The 15928-nt window shown below is 39.9% G+C and carries 17 protein-coding genes; 6 read left to right on the forward strand and 11 right to left on the reverse strand.

From position 1 onward, the window contains the following. From dnaA to recF, 3 genes are read left to right on the forward strand one after another with little or no spacing between them, the layout of a single operon-like run. The gene (gene dnaA, locus EL215_RS00005) at window positions 1–1368 is read left to right on the forward strand and encodes a chromosomal replication initiator protein DnaA (protein ID WP_126469376.1); all 1368 of its coding nucleotides are present in this window, start codon (window positions 1–3) and stop codon (window positions 1366–1368) included. A 10-nt stretch (window positions 1369–1378) separates the two neighbouring features. Then, window positions 1379–2479, forward strand: a complete 1101-nt coding sequence (gene dnaN, locus EL215_RS00010; RefSeq protein WP_126471953.1) for a DNA polymerase III subunit beta — start codon at window positions 1379–1381, stop codon at window positions 2477–2479. A 5-nt stretch (window positions 2480–2484) separates the two neighbouring features. Then, complete coding sequence (gene recF, locus EL215_RS00015) at window positions 2485–3567, forward strand: DNA replication/repair protein RecF (protein ID WP_126469378.1); 1083 nt, start codon at window positions 2485–2487, stop codon at window positions 3565–3567. Window positions 3568–3630: 63 nt separating this feature from the next. Here the strand turns inward: recF and nagA are convergent, their stop codons facing one another. From nagA to EL215_RS00045, 6 genes are all read right to left on the reverse strand, one after another. Further along, window positions 3631–4776, reverse strand: a complete 1146-nt coding sequence (gene nagA / locus EL215_RS00020) for an N-acetylglucosamine-6-phosphate deacetylase (RefSeq protein WP_126471955.1) — start codon at window positions 4774–4776, stop codon at window positions 3631–3633. Window positions 4777–4812: 36 nt separating this feature from the next. Then, window positions 4813–5616 carry a glucosamine-6-phosphate deaminase gene (gene nagB / locus EL215_RS00025; protein WP_126469380.1) on the reverse strand — a complete coding sequence of 268 codons (804 nt, stop codon included), beginning with the start codon at window positions 5614–5616 and terminating at the stop codon, window positions 4813–4815. Window positions 5617–5706: 90 nt separating this feature from the next. Further along, on the reverse strand, window positions 5707–6585 hold the full coding sequence (gene nanA / locus EL215_RS00030) for an N-acetylneuraminate lyase (protein WP_126469382.1): 879 nt from the start codon (window positions 6583–6585) through the stop codon (window positions 5707–5709). Window positions 6586–6594: 9 nt separating this feature from the next. Continuing rightward, window positions 6595–7461, reverse strand: coding sequence for a MurR/RpiR family transcriptional regulator (locus EL215_RS00035; protein WP_049357040.1), 867 nt, complete (start codon window positions 7459–7461; stop codon window positions 6595–6597). Continuing rightward, window positions 7454–8392 (reverse strand): N-acetylmannosamine kinase, encoded by a 939-nt coding sequence (locus EL215_RS00040; RefSeq protein ID WP_126469384.1) that lies wholly within the window; start codon window positions 8390–8392, stop codon window positions 7454–7456. Before EL215_RS00040 ends, EL215_RS00035 begins: the two co-directional genes overlap by 8 nt. An 11-nt stretch (window positions 8393–8403) precedes the next feature. Then, a complete protein-coding gene (locus tag EL215_RS00045) occupies window positions 8404–9093 on the reverse strand; it encodes an N-acetylmannosamine-6-phosphate 2-epimerase (protein WP_126469386.1) in 690 nt (229 codons plus the stop codon). A gap of 222 nt (window positions 9094–9315) precedes the next feature. Here EL215_RS00045 and nagE point away from each other — a divergent pair, with 222 nt between their 5' ends. Continuing rightward, a complete protein-coding gene (gene nagE, locus EL215_RS00050) occupies window positions 9316–10782 on the forward strand; it encodes an N-acetylglucosamine-specific PTS transporter subunit IIBC (protein WP_126469388.1) in 1467 nt (488 codons plus the stop codon). Between the two features lie 504 nt (window positions 10783–11286). Here the strand turns inward: nagE and crp are convergent. From crp to coaBC, 5 genes are all read right to left on the reverse strand, one after another. Next, window positions 11287–11955: a cAMP-activated global transcriptional regulator CRP gene (gene crp / locus EL215_RS00055; protein ID WP_126469390.1), complete on the reverse strand. Its 669-nt coding sequence runs from the start codon at window positions 11953–11955 to the stop codon at window positions 11287–11289. A 16-nt stretch (window positions 11956–11971) separates the two neighbouring features. Beyond that, the gene (locus tag EL215_RS00060) at window positions 11972–12190 is read right to left on the reverse strand and encodes a YheU family protein (protein ID WP_005695554.1); all 219 of its coding nucleotides are present in this window, start codon (window positions 12188–12190) and stop codon (window positions 11972–11974) included. Between the two features lie 21 nt (window positions 12191–12211). Next, window positions 12212–12865, reverse strand: a complete 654-nt coding sequence (gene slmA, locus EL215_RS00065; protein ID WP_126469392.1) for a nucleoid occlusion factor SlmA — start codon at window positions 12863–12865, stop codon at window positions 12212–12214. A gap of 3 nt (window positions 12866–12868) precedes the next feature. Continuing rightward, window positions 12869–13324 carry a dUTP diphosphatase gene (dut, locus tag EL215_RS00070; RefSeq protein ID WP_126469394.1) on the reverse strand — a complete coding sequence of 152 codons (456 nt, stop codon included), beginning with the start codon at window positions 13322–13324 and terminating at the stop codon, window positions 12869–12871. 73 nt (window positions 13325–13397) lie between these two features. Next, entirely contained in the window at window positions 13398–14600 is a 1203-nt protein-coding gene (gene coaBC / locus EL215_RS00075) for a bifunctional phosphopantothenoylcysteine decarboxylase/phosphopantothenate--cysteine ligase CoaBC (protein ID WP_126469396.1), read from the reverse strand. 202 nt (window positions 14601–14802) lie between these two features. Between coaBC and radC the strand changes: the two genes are divergently transcribed. Both radC and rpmB read left to right on the forward strand, forming a co-directional pair. After that, window positions 14803–15468 (forward strand): RadC family protein, encoded by a 666-nt coding sequence (gene radC, locus EL215_RS00080; protein WP_126471957.1) that lies wholly within the window; start codon window positions 14803–14805, stop codon window positions 15466–15468. A 217-nt stretch (window positions 15469–15685) separates the two neighbouring features. After that, a complete protein-coding gene (gene rpmB / locus EL215_RS00085) occupies window positions 15686–15922 on the forward strand; it encodes a 50S ribosomal protein L28 (protein WP_005542826.1) in 237 nt (78 codons plus the stop codon). Window positions 15923–15928: the final 6 nt, after the last annotated feature.

Consider the following 15928-nt stretch of genomic DNA (forward strand, 5'->3'; position numbering starts at 1 on the left):
GTGAGCCTTTCTACCCTATGGCAAGATTGCTTATTACAGCTACAAGACCAAGTTTCACCGATGGACATGAGTACTTGGCTACGTCCATTACAAGCGGATTTAGTCTCACAGGATCAAATCGTGTTATACGCATCAAATATGTTTGTGAAAAGCTGGGTTGAAAATCATTATTTAGCTCAGATTCATCAAATTTGTCAAGCTCTTGCACAAAATTCAAATTTACAAATTACTGTAAAAGAAGGGGTAAAACCTGCTCCAAAAGCTGTTGAGCCCCCCCTGACTCAAACAGCTAATCATCAAGAAAGTGCGGTGAGTTCTCAGCAAGAATCTGATGCGCCAACTAAATTTGAATCACATCTAAATCGTAAGCATGTGTTTGATAACTTTGTTGAAGGTAAATCAAACCAACTCGCTCGAGCCGTCGGGCAAAAACTCGCTCTCGCACCAGGTGAACAAACAGCAAACCCATTCTTTTTATATGGTGGGACAGGTTTAGGTAAAACCCACTTATTACACGCAATCGGTAATGGCATTTTAGCGAATAAACCAAATGCCCGCGTACTTTATATCCATGCGAATAACTTTATGCAACACATGGTAAAAGCGATGCGTGATAATAAGATGGATCAATTCAAAAAATTCTATCGTTCTCTTGATGCCTTATTAGTGGATGATATTCAATTCTTCGCAGAGAAGGAAAAAACACAGGAAGAATTCTTCCATATTTTCAATAATTTATTTGAAACCAGTCGTCAAATTATTTTAACTTCCGATCGTTATCCGAAAGAGATTGAAAAAATTGAAGAACGCTTAAAGTCTCGTTTTGGTTGGGGCTTAACAACAGCAATAGAGCCACCTGATTTAGAAACCCGTGTTGCGATTTTGCTGAAAAAGGCAGAAGAACATAATATGGATCTGCCAGAAGAAGTGGCATTCTTTATTGCTCAACGTTTACGCACTAACGTTCGTGAATTAGAAGGCGCATTAAACCGTGTGAAAGCGATGCAAGACTTCAAAGGTGGTCACATTGATATTGATTTTGTCCGTGACACTTTAAAAGATATCCTCGCCTTACAAGAACGTTTAGTGACCATTGAAAACATCCAGAAAGTCGTGGCAGAATACTATCGAATTAAAGTGGCGGATTTAAAATCAAAAAGCAGGGCAAGATCAGTCACTCGTCCACGCCAAGTTGCGATGGCGTTAGCCAAAGAATTAACTAATAAAAGTTTACCCGAAATTGGACGAGCTTTTGAACGCGATCATACGACCGTCTTAAATGCCTGCCGTGAAGTGCCAAAATTCCGTGAAAAAGACAGCAGTATTCAAGAAGATTGGGCGAATTTAATTCGCACATTATCTGCATAAGGAGCCCATGATGCAATTTAGCATTTCAAGAGAAAATCTATTAAAACCCTTACAGCAAGTTTGTGGCGTATTAAGCAATCGTCCTAATATTCCAGTATTAAATAACGTGTTATTACAAATTGAAGATAACCGTTTAACTATTACGGGTACAGACCTTGAAGTTGAGCTTTCTAGCTATACTCAACTTTCTTCTTCAACAGCAGATGGCGCGTTCACCATTCCGGCTAAAAAATTCTTGGATATTTGCCGCACGCTATCAGATGAATTTGAAATTACAGTTACCTTTGAAGAAGATCGCGCAATTGTAGAGTCTGGTCGCAGTAAGTTTAATCTCACGGCTCTACCCGCTGAAGAATATCCAAATCTAACGGATTGGCAATCTGAAGTGGATTTTGCCTTACCGCAAAGCACCTTGCGTCGCTTAATTGAAGCCACCCAATTTTCAATGGCAAACCAGGATGCCCGCTATTTCTTAAATGGCATGAAATTTGAAACCGAAGGTAATTTATTACGTACTGTTGCAACTGACGGTCACCGTCTTGCCGTTTGTACGATCGAATTAGATCAAGATCTGCAAACTCATTCGGTTATTCTGCCACGCAAAGGTGTATTAGAACTGAATCGCCTATTAGAAAGCAGTGATGAGCTTGCTCGTTTGCAAATCGGCACGAATAATCTTCGTATTCACTTAAACCACATTGTGTTTACCTCAAAACTTATTGATGGTCGCTTCCCTGATTACCGTCGTGTATTACCACGTAATGCAACTCGTATCGTAGAAGGTAACTGGGAAACCTTAAAACAAGCCTTTGTACGCGCATCTATCCTTTCAAATGAACGTGTACGTAGCGTACGTTTAAACTTAAGTGAAAACCAACTTAAAATTACCGCATCTAACCCAGAACACGAAGTGGCAGAAGAAATCGTGGATGTGAATTATCAAGGTGAAGAAATGGAAGTGGGCTTTAATGTGACTTACATTTTAGATGTATTGAATGCCTTAAAATGCCAACAAGTACGCATTCGCCTCACAGATGCATCATCAAGCTGCTTAATTGAAAACAGTGAAGATGCAAGCGCAGAATACGTCATTATGCCAATGCGCCTCTAAGAATAATGGCCATTTCCCGCTTAATTGTTGAAAAATTTAGAAATTTAAATGCCGTGGATCTTGAATTTGATCACGGCTTTAACTTTTTAGTCGGCAATAACGGCAGCGGAAAAACGAGCTTATTAGAAGCCATTTTTTATCTCGGACATGGACGCTCTTTCAAAAGTGCGGTCGCAAATCGCATCATTTCTTACGATGAACCTCATTTCACGCTTTTTGGCCAAATTCAAGAAAGCCAGCATCAATGGTCTGTTGGCTTACAAAAACTTCGTCAAGGTAATACTATTGCGAAAATAAATGGTGAAGACGGTAATAAAATTGCCGATCTCGCTCACCTTTTACCCATGCAATTGATTACGCCAGAAGGGCTGACCCTACTAAATGGTGGACCTAGTTTTCGACGCGCTTTTTTAGATTGGGGCTTATTCCACCACCATAATAGTTTCCATTCCTCTTGGGTCGCATTAAACCGCTTATTAAAACAGCGAAATGCCGCATTAAGTCAAAATCAGCCTTATTCTGCAATAAAAATATGGGATATTGAATTAGCTAAATTAGCCCATCAAGTGAGTGATTGGCGTGCTGAATATGCTGAAGCCTTACGCCCAGAAATTGAAAAAACCTGCCAGTTATTTTTACCTGAATTAGAGATTACTGTTAGCTTTCATCAAGGCTGGGAGAAAGAGACAGAATATGGTGAATTATTGGCGCAAAACTTTGAGCGAGACAAAGCCATTGGCTATACGGTTTCAGGACCACAAAAAGCGGACTTCCGTTTTAAAGCCAATGGATTACCTGTAGAAGATGTGCTCTCTCGTGGTCAATTAAAATTATTAATGTGCGCGCTACGTTTAGCGCAAGGTGAACATTTAATGATTCAAAAACAGCGTCATTGTATCTTCCTAATTGATGACTTTGCCTCAGAGTTGGATCAACATAAACGTGCCTTGCTTGCGGAACGCTTGCAACAAAGTGGATCTCAAGTCTTTGTTACTGCCATCACTCAAGGTCAACTCAAAGAGATGCAAGTGGGAAAAGGAAAATTGTTCCAAGTGGATACCGGTAAGATCACCGTACTACAGTCATAAAAAATAATCCGATCTGTTTAAAGATCGGATTACGTTTAAAACAATACTATTTTTGACCGCACTTTAGTTTGGTTTCCATTCGCCGTTTAATACGGTACCAATCACATCATAATCTTTTGTGAACACTGCCAAGTTTGCTACCTTACCTGCTTCAACTGAGCCTAAACGATCATCTACGCCAATCGCTCTCGCAGGGTAAAGGTTACTCATACGAATTGCTTCTGCTAATGGAATTTCCACATATTCCACGGCATTTTTGATGGATTCCATCATGGTAATCGATGCACCTGCAATCGTACCATTTGCGTCGTAGCAACGACCGTCTTTCACATAAATCGGTTTTCCTACAAAAGTGAAGGTTTCCAATTCAGGTGGTGCACCTGCAGCAGCAAGAGAATCGGTTACAATGCAAAGTTTATCACCTTTTGCTTTTTTATCTAAGCGAACGTTACCAAAGTTCACATGCACACCATCTACAATAATCCCCGTGTAAACATCAGAATCTAACACTGCACCAACTACGCCCATTGCTCGTCCTGAACTGATCGGCGACATGGCATTGTGCAAGTGAGTCGCAAAAGTCGCACCTTTATGAAAGGCAGCTTTCGCTACTTCATAAGTCGCATTAGAATGCCCAATAGACACAATAATGCCTGCTTTCACAAAATCAGGAATATATTGCGCCGTTGGGTTTTCAGCGGCAATGGTAAGCTTGGTAATGACATCCGCATTATCACATAAGAAATCTTTCATCTCTGGCGTCGCTTCACGGATATATTCCGGGCGATGTACGCCTTTTTTCTCTAAGCTCAAATAAGGCCCTTCGATGTGTAAACCAAGCGCTTGATTTTTATGCTTATTCAAATACTCTCGCATGATACTTACTGCGCGTTTGATATCTTCATCCGGTGCAGTAATAAACGTTGGTAAGAAACTCGTACAGCCTGATTTCAAATTAGTCGCTTGCATAATTTCTAATGTTTCTACGCTTGTTTGATCGTTAAACATCACGCCACCGCAGCCATTTAACTGCAGATCAATAAAGCCCGCTGTGAGATTATGCCCTTTTAAATCAATGGTTTTAATCCCACTTTCTAATTCGCTTTGTGGAATAACGGATTGAATATATTCCCCTTCAATAACCACTGCATAATCTCTTAACACTTCATTTTTGGTGTAGATTACGCTGTTAATTAATGCATACTTCATCATACCTTCCTAAAATCCAATTAAAATTAACCGCACTTATAACACACTATGAATCGCGCGACCTTCCAATTCGGTAAAATATTTCACTGTTTTCACTTTTAATTCTTGCAGTGCAGGCTCATCACAGACTAAAACAAAATGGCGATGAAGCTGTAAGGCACTGACCGTCCAAAGGTGATTAATCCCACCTTCTACCGCAGCTTGCACGGCTAAGGCTTTCTTATGGCCTGTTGCTAAAATCATCACTTCTTCTGCATCAAGTAATGTACCCACACCGATTGTTAAAGCATATTTTGGTACTTGATTTACATCGTTATTAAAGAAACGAGAATTCGCGATAATGGTATCAGGTGTTAAGGTTTTAATACGGGTGCGCGAACTTAAAGAAGACGCGGGCTCATTAAAAGCAATATGGCCATCAACACCTACGCCGCCCATAAATAAATGAATTTTACCGTAAGATTTAATTTTTTCTTCATAACAACGACATTCTTCATCATGGTCATCGGTGTTACCATTCAAAATATTGATATTTTGCGGTTGAATATCAATATGGTTGAAGAAATTATTATGCATAAAACTGTGATAGCTTTCTGGATGCTCTTTTGGCAAACCCACATATTCATCCATATTAAAGGTCACTACATGTTTAAAACTCACCTCTCCCGCTTGATTTAATTTAATCAATTCTTGATAGGTCTTAAGTGGTGTACTGCCTGTTGGTAAACCTAATACAAAAGGACGTTCTGCTGTAGGTTTAAAATGATTAATTCGATCAGCAATATGACGCGCCGCCCAACGGCTGACTTGTTGTTCATTATTCAGAGGAATGAGACGCATAATAACCTTCCTTATCAGTACTACACCGACATTCTCTCCTCCCCGCTATAGAGGGAGGAAAGAAGTAAGTGCGGTCACTTTTCCATTAATTTATAAATATTTTGCTTTTAACTCTTTCGCTTTCGCTAATTGCTCTGGTGTTGCTTTCGCTGTCATTGGCTCGCGGCAATAACCTGCATCCACACCCTCTAATTTCAATAACTCTTTGATAGTGAGATATAAGCCATTTGCTAAAATGCCTTCGATAAGGTCATTGGTCACGTGTTGAACTTGAAGCGCATCAGCCAATTTACCTTGTTTGGTTAAGTCAAAGATTTGTCTTGCACGTACACCGTTTACGTTGAATGTGCTACCAATTGCACCATCTACACCAAGAGATACTGCCGGCACCATCATTTCATCAAAACCAGCCCAAATGAGGTGATTTGGATAAGCTTTTTTCAAGCGTTCTAATAGATAGAAATCCCCAGCGGTAAATTTCACACCAAGCACTTTCGGGTTTTTATAAAGTTCGCCGAATTGCTCAATTCCCATATTCACGCCTGTTAAGAACGGAATTGAGTACACGATCATGTTATTGCCTGTTTCAGCAATGATAGTGTCATAGTAATGTTTGATTTCAGGGAAGCTGAATTTATAGTAGAACGGGGTTACTGCAGAAAGACTGTCATAACCTAATTCGGTTGCATATTTACCTAATTCCACTGCTTCATGTAAGTTCACACTACCTACTTGGGCAATTAACGCGACTTGGTCTTTTGCTTCATCTTTCGCAATACGGAAAATTTGTTTTTTCTCTTCCGTAGAAAGCATGAAGTTTTCACCTGTTGAACCGCCTACATATAAACCATCAATTTTCATCTTATCAATATTATAGCGAATAATTTCACGCAAACCTTTTTCATTGATAGAGCCATCTTCATTGAATGATACTAATAACGCACTAAAAATACCTTTTAAGTTACGCATTTTTCTCTCCTATTTGATACGTTGTTCTAAAATAACATTTAATGTTTTTTGCTTTATTTTGACCGCACTTTCTTGTGATGCCTGCACTAATAAAGCATAAATTAAATCTAATACGAATAATTGAGCAATCTTCGTGCCAATAGAATCGCCTTGTAGCTTACCTTGCTTATTCCCATTCACTAAAACAAGATCAGCATATTCTGTGATGGGTGAACGCAAACTGTGCGTAATCGCAATGGTTTTTGCCCCATTTTCTTTGGCGATTTTCATGGCATGAGTCGTCTCTTGAGAATAACCTGAATGGCTCAAACCAATTGCCACATCCTTTTTCGTCAATAACGATGCCTGCATATACATAAAATGGTTATTACCCGTGGCATCCACTTGCACACCGATGCGCATCAATTTATTTTTAGCATCTTCCGCCGTAATACCTGATGTACCCACACCAAATAAAAAGACACGATTCGCCTGTTGAATGGCTTTCACTACCTCTTCTAGCTGCTTAAAATCTAATAAATTAATGGTTTCATTCATTACGTTATTGATGGCAGATTTCAGCTTATGCGCAATATTCAATGAGTTGTCAGAATCGGTAATATCTGAATCTAATACAGTATTATCTTTACCATCCTTCGTCGCAAGCTCGATGGATAATTCCAATTTAAAATCACTGAAACCTTTAAAGCCGAGAGTACGGCAAAAGCGCACAAAGGTCGCCTCTCCCACTTCTAAATGAGTAGCTATTTCAGCTAAAGGCGCTTGCACCGCAAGATCGGGATTCAATAAAATCGCATCCGCAATTTTCTTTTCTGTTTTCGTTAAACTGCGATATAACGAGCTGATGGTATTTAAAATATTGCCGTTTTTAGCCATAAACCACTCCCGTATTTTTAGCTTGTAATAAGCAATCTTTTACCCAGTAAGCCGCCCCAATCAAGCCCGCATCTTGTCCAAATTGAGCACGTTCTAATTCGCAGTGATAAACCGCCGGAAGTTCACTTAATAAAGATTGAACTAACGGTAAATAACCTTCTGCTAACCCTACGCTACCGCCAACCACGACTTTTTGCATGTCTAATCCAATCTTCAAATCTGCAATTAAATTCGCAATGGCTTGTGCTGAACGAGTCACAAGTGCGGTTGCTTTTTCATCATTTTGACGGAAACGCGCAAAAACTTCTTTCGGATCGCAAGGCTCATCCCATTGAGAGGAAACCGCTTCAATCGCACGACCGGATGCAATGGCTTCAACACAACCACGGCGGCCACAGCCACAAACAGGGCCATTAGGATCAGCCAAAGTATGACCAATATGCCCTGCAATACCGTTTGGCTCAGTAAGTAAACGATGATTTAAAATTAAACCGCCCCCTACGCCTGTTGAAACCGTAATAAAGGTAAAGTTTTGAACATCATTAGGATTTTGTAATTGATACTCGGCATAGGCTGCAGCTTGCACGTCATTAAGTAAACCAATCGGTTTATCGGTATGCTGTGCAATGCTGTCTTTTAATGGAAATTGAGCTAATCCACCCAAATTTTTAGGGTTAAGTGCAGTCAGAATGCCTTGATTAATAATTCCCGTTGAAGCAACAGCAACATAATCAAACTGCCCTTCGTATTCTTTTAACAACTGAGCAAGGGTTTGATTCATCGCTTGCGCGGCATCATCTTGTGGTGTGGAAATCTGTTTTCGCTGCTGAATCTCACCATTTTTCACTATAGCAGAAGCGATTTTCGTGCCACCAATATCTAATGCCAAACAACGCTGTAATGTCTGACCACTATCCACTGTTAATGACATATCTTCTTCCTTTATTTTTTCGCTGAATGAATGGCTTGTGCAAACCAGCTTACAATATGCTCTAAGCGAGTTAATGCAGAACCGACTGTTACACAATAAGCGCCAATTTCAATCGCCGTTTTTGCCAATTCAGGGGTGTTATAGCGTCCTTCTGCCATGACTCGGCAGCCTGCTGCTTTCAAATCTTTAACTAATTGATAATCAGGCTCTTCCGGCACAATGCCACCGGTGTAGCCAGACATCGTACTGCCCACAATATCAAACCCTAGTTTTTGGCAGTTCAAGCCTTCTTCTAAATTCGAACAATCCGCCATAGCTAAACAGCCTAATTCGTGGATTTTTTTGACCGCACTTTCAATGTCTACCGGTCTAGGACGATTCGTCCCATCCACGGCGATAATATCTGCACCGGCTTTCGCTAAATCTTCAATATCATGTAAAAATGGCGTAATTCTTACAGGGCTGTCAGGTAAATCACGTTTCACAATACCAATAATCGGCACATTCACAGTCGGACGTGTAGCTTTAAGATTTTCTACCCCCTCAATACGCAAGCCCGCTGCGCCACCAACAACAGAAGCCTGCGCCATGGCCGCCACAATTTCTGGTTTATCCATCGGGCCGTCATCAACAGGCTGACAAGAAGCAATAAGACCAAATTTGATTTTATCTAAGACTTCATTATGTGATAATTTCGACATATAAACTCCCATATTAAACAGTAACACCTGGTTTAGCTTTGTGTTTTCTTTTCCTTCATTATATAAAAACAAACACCATTTATAAATAATTATTGAAGTAATATTTCATATTTTGTGATCAGCCTCTCAATTTTAAGATAAAGTTACGACATCTATACAAAACATTTTTTTTTAATTTAGAATATGAAGTAATGCTTCATTATTAAGAAATAGGAGAAAAGAATGAATGTGTTAGGTTATGCACAAAAAATTGGGCAAGCCTTAATGGTACCTGTTGCTGTCTTACCAGCAGCGGCTGTACTGATGGGTATTGGTTATTGGCTTGACCCTGATGGCTGGGGCGCTAACAGTCAACTTGCTGCGTTTTTAATTAAATCTGGCGGTGCTATCATTGATAATATGGGGCTGCTTTTTGCCGTTGGCGTTGCTTTCGGTTTATCTAAGGACAAACATGGTTCTGCTGCACTTTCAGGTTTAGTGGGTTACTATGTGGTAACAACGCTACTTTCACCTGGCAGTGTTGCTCAACTACAACATATTGATGTAAGTGAAGTGCCCGCAGCCTTCGGGAAAATCAATAATCAATTTATTGGGATTTTGATCGGGGTGATTTCTGCTGAACTTTATAACCGCTTCTATCAAGTAGAATTGCCAAAAGCACTCTCCTTCTTTAGCGGAAAACGCCTTGTGCCGATTGTTGTATCTTTTGTCATGATGCTCCTCAGCTTCGTATTGCTCTACATCTGGCCATATATTTTCGGTGGTTTAGTGTCATTCGGTGAAAATATTAAAGATTTAGGCGCTGCTGGTGCTGGTCTTTATGGTTTCTTCAACCGTTTACTCATTCCTGTTGGCTTACACCATGCATTAAACTCTGTATTCTGGTTTGACGTCGCAGGTATCAATGATATTCCAAACTTCTTAGGTGGTGCAAAATCACTTGCTGAAGGTACTGCAACAGTTGGTGTAACCGGTATGTATCAAGCCGGTTTCTTCCCTGTCATGATGTTCGGTTTACCGGGTGCCGCATTAGCGATTTATCTCAGCGCTAAACCAAGCCAAAGAACTAAAGTGGCATCAATCATGCTTGCGGGTGCATTTGCCTCATTCTTCACTGGTATTACCGAGCCATTAGAATTCTCTTTCATGTTTGTTGCGCCAGTGCTTTACTTCATCCATGCAGTATTAACCGGTATTTCTGTCTTTATCGCCGCAACAATGCATTGGATCGCAGGCTTCGGTTTCAGTGCAGGTCTCGTGGATATGGTGCTTTCATCACGCAACCCATTAGCTGTTGAATGGTATATGCTAATCGTACAAGGCTTAGTATTCTTCGTGATTTATTATGCAGTATTCCGTTTTGCTATCAAAGCGTTCAACTTAAAAACATTAGGTCGCACAGAAGAAGCAGAAGAAACTACTGCGGCACAACCAGCAGCGAACCAATCTCGTGAAGAAAGAGCGGTCAAATTTATTGATGCTTTAGGTGGTGCTGATAACTTCAAAAATATTGATGCTTGTATCACTCGCTTACGTTTAAGCTTAGTCGATCAACACAAAATTGACGAAGAGCAGCTTAAGTCTCTTGGCGCAAAAGGTATCGTGAAAATCGGTAACGATGGCTTACAAGTGGTTCTCGGCCCTGAAGCTGAACTTGTGGCAGAAGCCATGAAACAAAAAGTGAAATAACATACACCAAATGAAATGCCGACTCAGAAATGGGTCGGTATTTTTTTGCCAAAAATAAAGTAAAAAATGACCGCACTTTAGCTGAGAATTTCTTGTTCGAAATGAGTTAAATAAAAGTTTGAAAATTGAAGATTGTTTTGAGGGGTGGTGGAACTAAGCAGAATTGGTCTTAACAGCAAGTGGCTTACTGTATCGCATCCCTGCGGGATTTCTACCTAGTCCACCATAGATTTATAGCATCTCTGGGGTACCAGTTTGCGATATAAAATTAAAAGATTAAGTATCTTTTAAAAGCCACTTATTACATTCAGGAGACCAATCCTGACTTCCAAACAAACCACATTGGAAGGCAGTGTTATGATAGAAGTCTTCTGCAATTTTGTCAATTAGGATATTGCACTAAAAGAAGTATTTTTTCACTTTTCGTATAAAAATTATCAAAAGATACTTCATCTTAATGCAACAGAAATAAAATAACCGTCTAATTAAAGACGGTTATTTTGACTACCGAGTACCATAAACTACAATGGTTTTTCCATGCGCATGAATAAGATTTTGATCTTCCAACATCTTGATTATGCGTCCTACGGTTTCACGAGAACAGCCCACCATTTGACCAATTTCCTGACGTGTAATTTTGATCTGCATACCATCTGGATGAGTCATCGCTTCTGGCTGTTTTGCCAAGTGCATAAGCGCCTGAGCAATACGCCCTGCCACATCTAAAAAGGCCAAGTTAGTGACTTGTCGGGATGTATTCTGCAAACGTTTTGCTAACTGAGAGGTAAGGAACATTAAAATCTCGGGATTAATTTGAATCAGCTGACGATATTTTTTATAGGAAATTTCCGCAATTTCACAAGGGGTTTTGGTTTTTACCCAAGCAGAACGTTTCGACCCCTCATCAAATAAACCCGCTTCACCAAAAAATTGTCCAGCCCCCAAATAAGATAAAATCATTTCTTTGCCTTCGTCATCTTTTGATGAAACCATTACTGTTCCTTTAATTAAGAAATACAGAATATTGGCATCCTCCCCAGCATGAATTAAAGTCGATTTTGCAGGATATTTATGTAAATGGCAATGTGTTAGGAACCAATCAAGCGCAGGATCGCGTTGCGGTTCATCATCCTGAGGCTTTTGTTCTTCAAGTAATTCTACATCTTCTGACATATAAGCTCCTATTGATTTATTTCAGAAATTCCATTTTATCTTTTATATCAATGGATTCATGTAATTCTGACCAAACAATCACTGCACTTCCATTGTGAATTTTGTTTAGTAGGTGTTGTTTTTTTTGTTCTAAAGAAAATTCGTGCGAACCATAATCAGTACCTTCTCTAAGCACCACACTTTCCACAATATTTTCTAAGGTTTCTGTTGGCAATTCTTGCCACGGAATAATCATATATTTATCAACTAAAGTCAATTAAGCAAAAAGCGGTTCAAGAAAACGCCATTGCTGTTCAAAACTTTGATTGGCGCCTAAACGGAAGTTCGTGCGGACATAACGCATAAACTGCCCTTCACAAACCGTTACTAAATGCGCAGCAATGACTCGTTCATCGACATTAAAGCTACGACCTTCACGTAATTTTCGCATTTGTAGAATATTCACCAATTGCATTTCAAGACGATCGAAAAATTGCGCAACACGAGCCTGTAAAAGAGGCGCTTCAAACATCAAGGCATGCCCTGTCAAAATACGGGTTAAACCTGGGTTTTTACGCGCAAAGTCAAGGATCATTTGCATAATATCACGCACTCGATTCATCGTATTGGTTTCATGACGCATTGATGTAGTGATACGGCTAAACAAATTCGCTTCAATATTATCGATCAATGCTTCAAACATTTTTGTTTTGCTTGGGAAATATCGGTAAAGTGCCGCTTCTGACACTCCTACTTCTTCCGCTAAACGCGCAGTCGTCATTCGCTCCATTCCGCGTTCAGAATGCAGCATATGCGTTAGCACCGTCAACACCTGTTGACGACGTTCTTTTACTGTACGTTTTTCGATTTTTGGCGGTTTGATTTCCGCTGCTACCTCATCTACTTCTACAAGAGATAATTGTTCTACCATAGTTTATTTTTTACCTGAATGACCAAAACCGCCTTCACCACGCTCAGTTTCGGTAAATTCGCTGACAATATTGAATTCTGCTTGAACAACCGGCACAAAGACTAATTGTGCAATACGGTCACCAACTTCAATTTTGAATGGTTCCTGACCACGATTCCATACTGACACCATAAGTGGGCCTTGATAATCTGAATCAATTAAGCCCACTAAGTTACCTAATACGATACCGTGTTTATGACCTAAACCCGAACGAGGCAGAATCACGGCTGCAAGGTTCGGATCGGCAATATAAATTGAAAGGCCTGTTGGAATAAGTTTGGTTTCGCCTGGTTGAATTTCAATGCCCTCTTCAAGCAATGCTCGCAAATCCAAACCAGCTGAACCTTCGGTTGCATAGGTTGGTAAAGGAAATTCGTTGCCAATACGCCTATCTAAAATTTTTACATCAATTTTTTTCATGCCTATTTATCCTTTAAAAGAAATCTGTCATACAAAAGTGCGGTCACAAAATCCAACGAATTTTGAACGTATTTTATTTGTGATAATGCTCAACAATTTCAGTGACCAACACGTCTGCCAATTTATTTTTATCAGCTAACGGCAACGCTTTTTCGCCTGTTTTCCAAAAGATCTGCAAAGCATTTTGCTCTTGTCCGAATACTTGCCCACCCGATACATCATTGGCACAAATCATATTTAAATTTTTGCGTTGAAGTTTGCTCTTCGCATATTCAGCGACATTTTGCGTTTCAGCTGCAAAGCCCACTACAAATGGACGATCTTTTTCTAAACTTGCCACACTGGCGATAATGTCTGGATTTTTCACCAATTTAAGAGAAAACTCATCGTTATCATTGGTTTTCTTAATTTTTTGATCAGCAACTTCCGCTACTCGATAATCTGCTACCGCAGCACAGCCAATAAAGATACGATTTTTGACCGCACTTTCAAGGGAGGCTTGCCACATTTCATGGGCGGTTGTCACATCAATACGATGAACATTTTTCGGTGTAGCCAAATTAACAGGCCCCGCAATTAAGGTGACATTTGCCCCACGTTTTGCAAAAGCCTCAGCAATTGCAAAACCCATTTTGCCTGAGCTGTGGTTAGAAATATAACGAACAGGATCGATAGCTTCACGCGTCGGGCCTGCCGTAATAGTGACACTTAAATCAGCTAAATCCTGCTGAACAGCAAAAAGTGATTGAAGCGACTCAAAAATTTCAGCAGGTTCAGACATTCTACCCGCTCCCACATCACCGCAAGCCTGAAAGCCACTATTTGGCCCAACAAAATGAATGCCTCGCGCAGAAAGAGCGGTCAAATTTTGTTGTGTAATTGCCTGTCGGTACATCTGTTGATTCATAGCCGGTGCGAGCAAAATAGGTGCACTTGTCGCAAGACAAATCGTGCTAAGTAAATCATTTGCCATTCCAACGGTTAAACGCGCAATAAAATCGGCACTAGCTGGCGCAATTACAATCGCATCAGCCCATTTGGCCAGCTCAATATGCCCCATGGCTAATTCAGCTTGAGGATCAAGTAAAGATTGAGAAACCGCATTGCCAGAAATGGCTTGTAGCGTTAAAGGTGTGACAAATTCAGCGGCAGCGGGTGTTAAAGTCACTCGAACTTCTACGTTAGATTTGCGTAATAAACGAATAAACTCAATGGTTTTATAGGCGGCGATGCCTCCTGTAATTCCGATAACAATACGCTTTCCGCTCAAGCTCATTTGCTACTCCGCTACGACTTAATAGAATGGATATGTTTTTGTGTGTTAGTACTTAACAACTTAAGGTCGCCTATTTTACTTCAAATTTCGCCAATAAAAAATTTTATTTTTGCGATCTCGATTTCAAAAATAAAACTGACTTCTCGCTAAGATTGAAAACATCATGAAAATTGACCGCACTTTTTTCTTTTCATTAATTAATATGCAGACAAACTCTCCTTTAATGCCTCGTGAAAAATTATTGGAATACGGCGTTGAGGCCCTAGAAGATCACGAATTACTTGCTATTTTTCTACGAACAGGGATTAAAGGTTGCCCTGTCATGGCATTATCACATAACGTGCTACAACATTTTGGCTCTCTTCGAGCCTTATTAAGTGCAGATAAAGAAGCCTTTTGCAAAGTAAAAGGATTAGGCATTACGCAATTTGTTCAACTGCAAGCCACCACCGAAATGACAAAGCGTTATCTGAAGCAAGAATTACTGATAGAGCATGTATTTAGCGACACATCTACAGTAAAGCTTTATCTTCAAGCAGAGCTTCACCACGAAGAACGTGAAATTTTTATGGTGTTATTTTTAGATAATCAACATCGTTTGATTAAAAAAGAGCGGTTATTTTTAGGCACAATTAATGTAACGAATGTTTATCCTCGTGAAATCATCAAAGAAAGTCTTTACTGCAATGCAGCTGCCTTAATTTTAGCCCACAATCATCCTTCTGGTATCGCAGAACCCAGTTATTCCGACAAACTGATTACACAAAAAATTATCGAAGCCGCCGAGTTAATAGATATTCGTATTTTGGACCATTTTATTGTCGGCAAAGGGACTTGTTATTCTTTTGCAGAACATAATCTGTTATAGTTTTAGGGAATTTGATGATTTTTTATCATTTATTTCTATTTAAAGACGGAAAAATCGCTTTTAGACTTGAGAAATAAAAATAAAGTCAGTATAATTTGCGACCTTTAATATAGTAAGTGGGTCGGATACTGCGACCTGACGAGGAAGCAAGCTTAGTTTTAAGCTTTATTATCCGAACCATAAGCTCGAGCTTATATTTAAATTATTGGAGATTATTATGTCTAGAGTTTGTCAAGTAACAGGCAAGCGTCCAGCTGTGGGTAACAACCGCTCACACGCAATGAATGCGACACGTCGTCGTTTTCTTCCAAACCTTCACACTCACCGTTTCTGGGTTGAAAGTGAAAACCGTTTCGTAACCTTACGTTTAACGGCGAAAGGTATGCGTATTATTGATAAAAAAGGCATTGATGCAGTGTTAGCTGAAATCCGTGCTCGTGGCGAAAAAATCTAAGGAGCT

It is taken from the genome of Haemophilus parainfluenzae (assembly GCF_900638025.1).
Taxonomy (GTDB): Bacteria; Pseudomonadota; Gammaproteobacteria; order Enterobacterales; family Pasteurellaceae; genus Haemophilus_D; species Haemophilus_D parainfluenzae_J.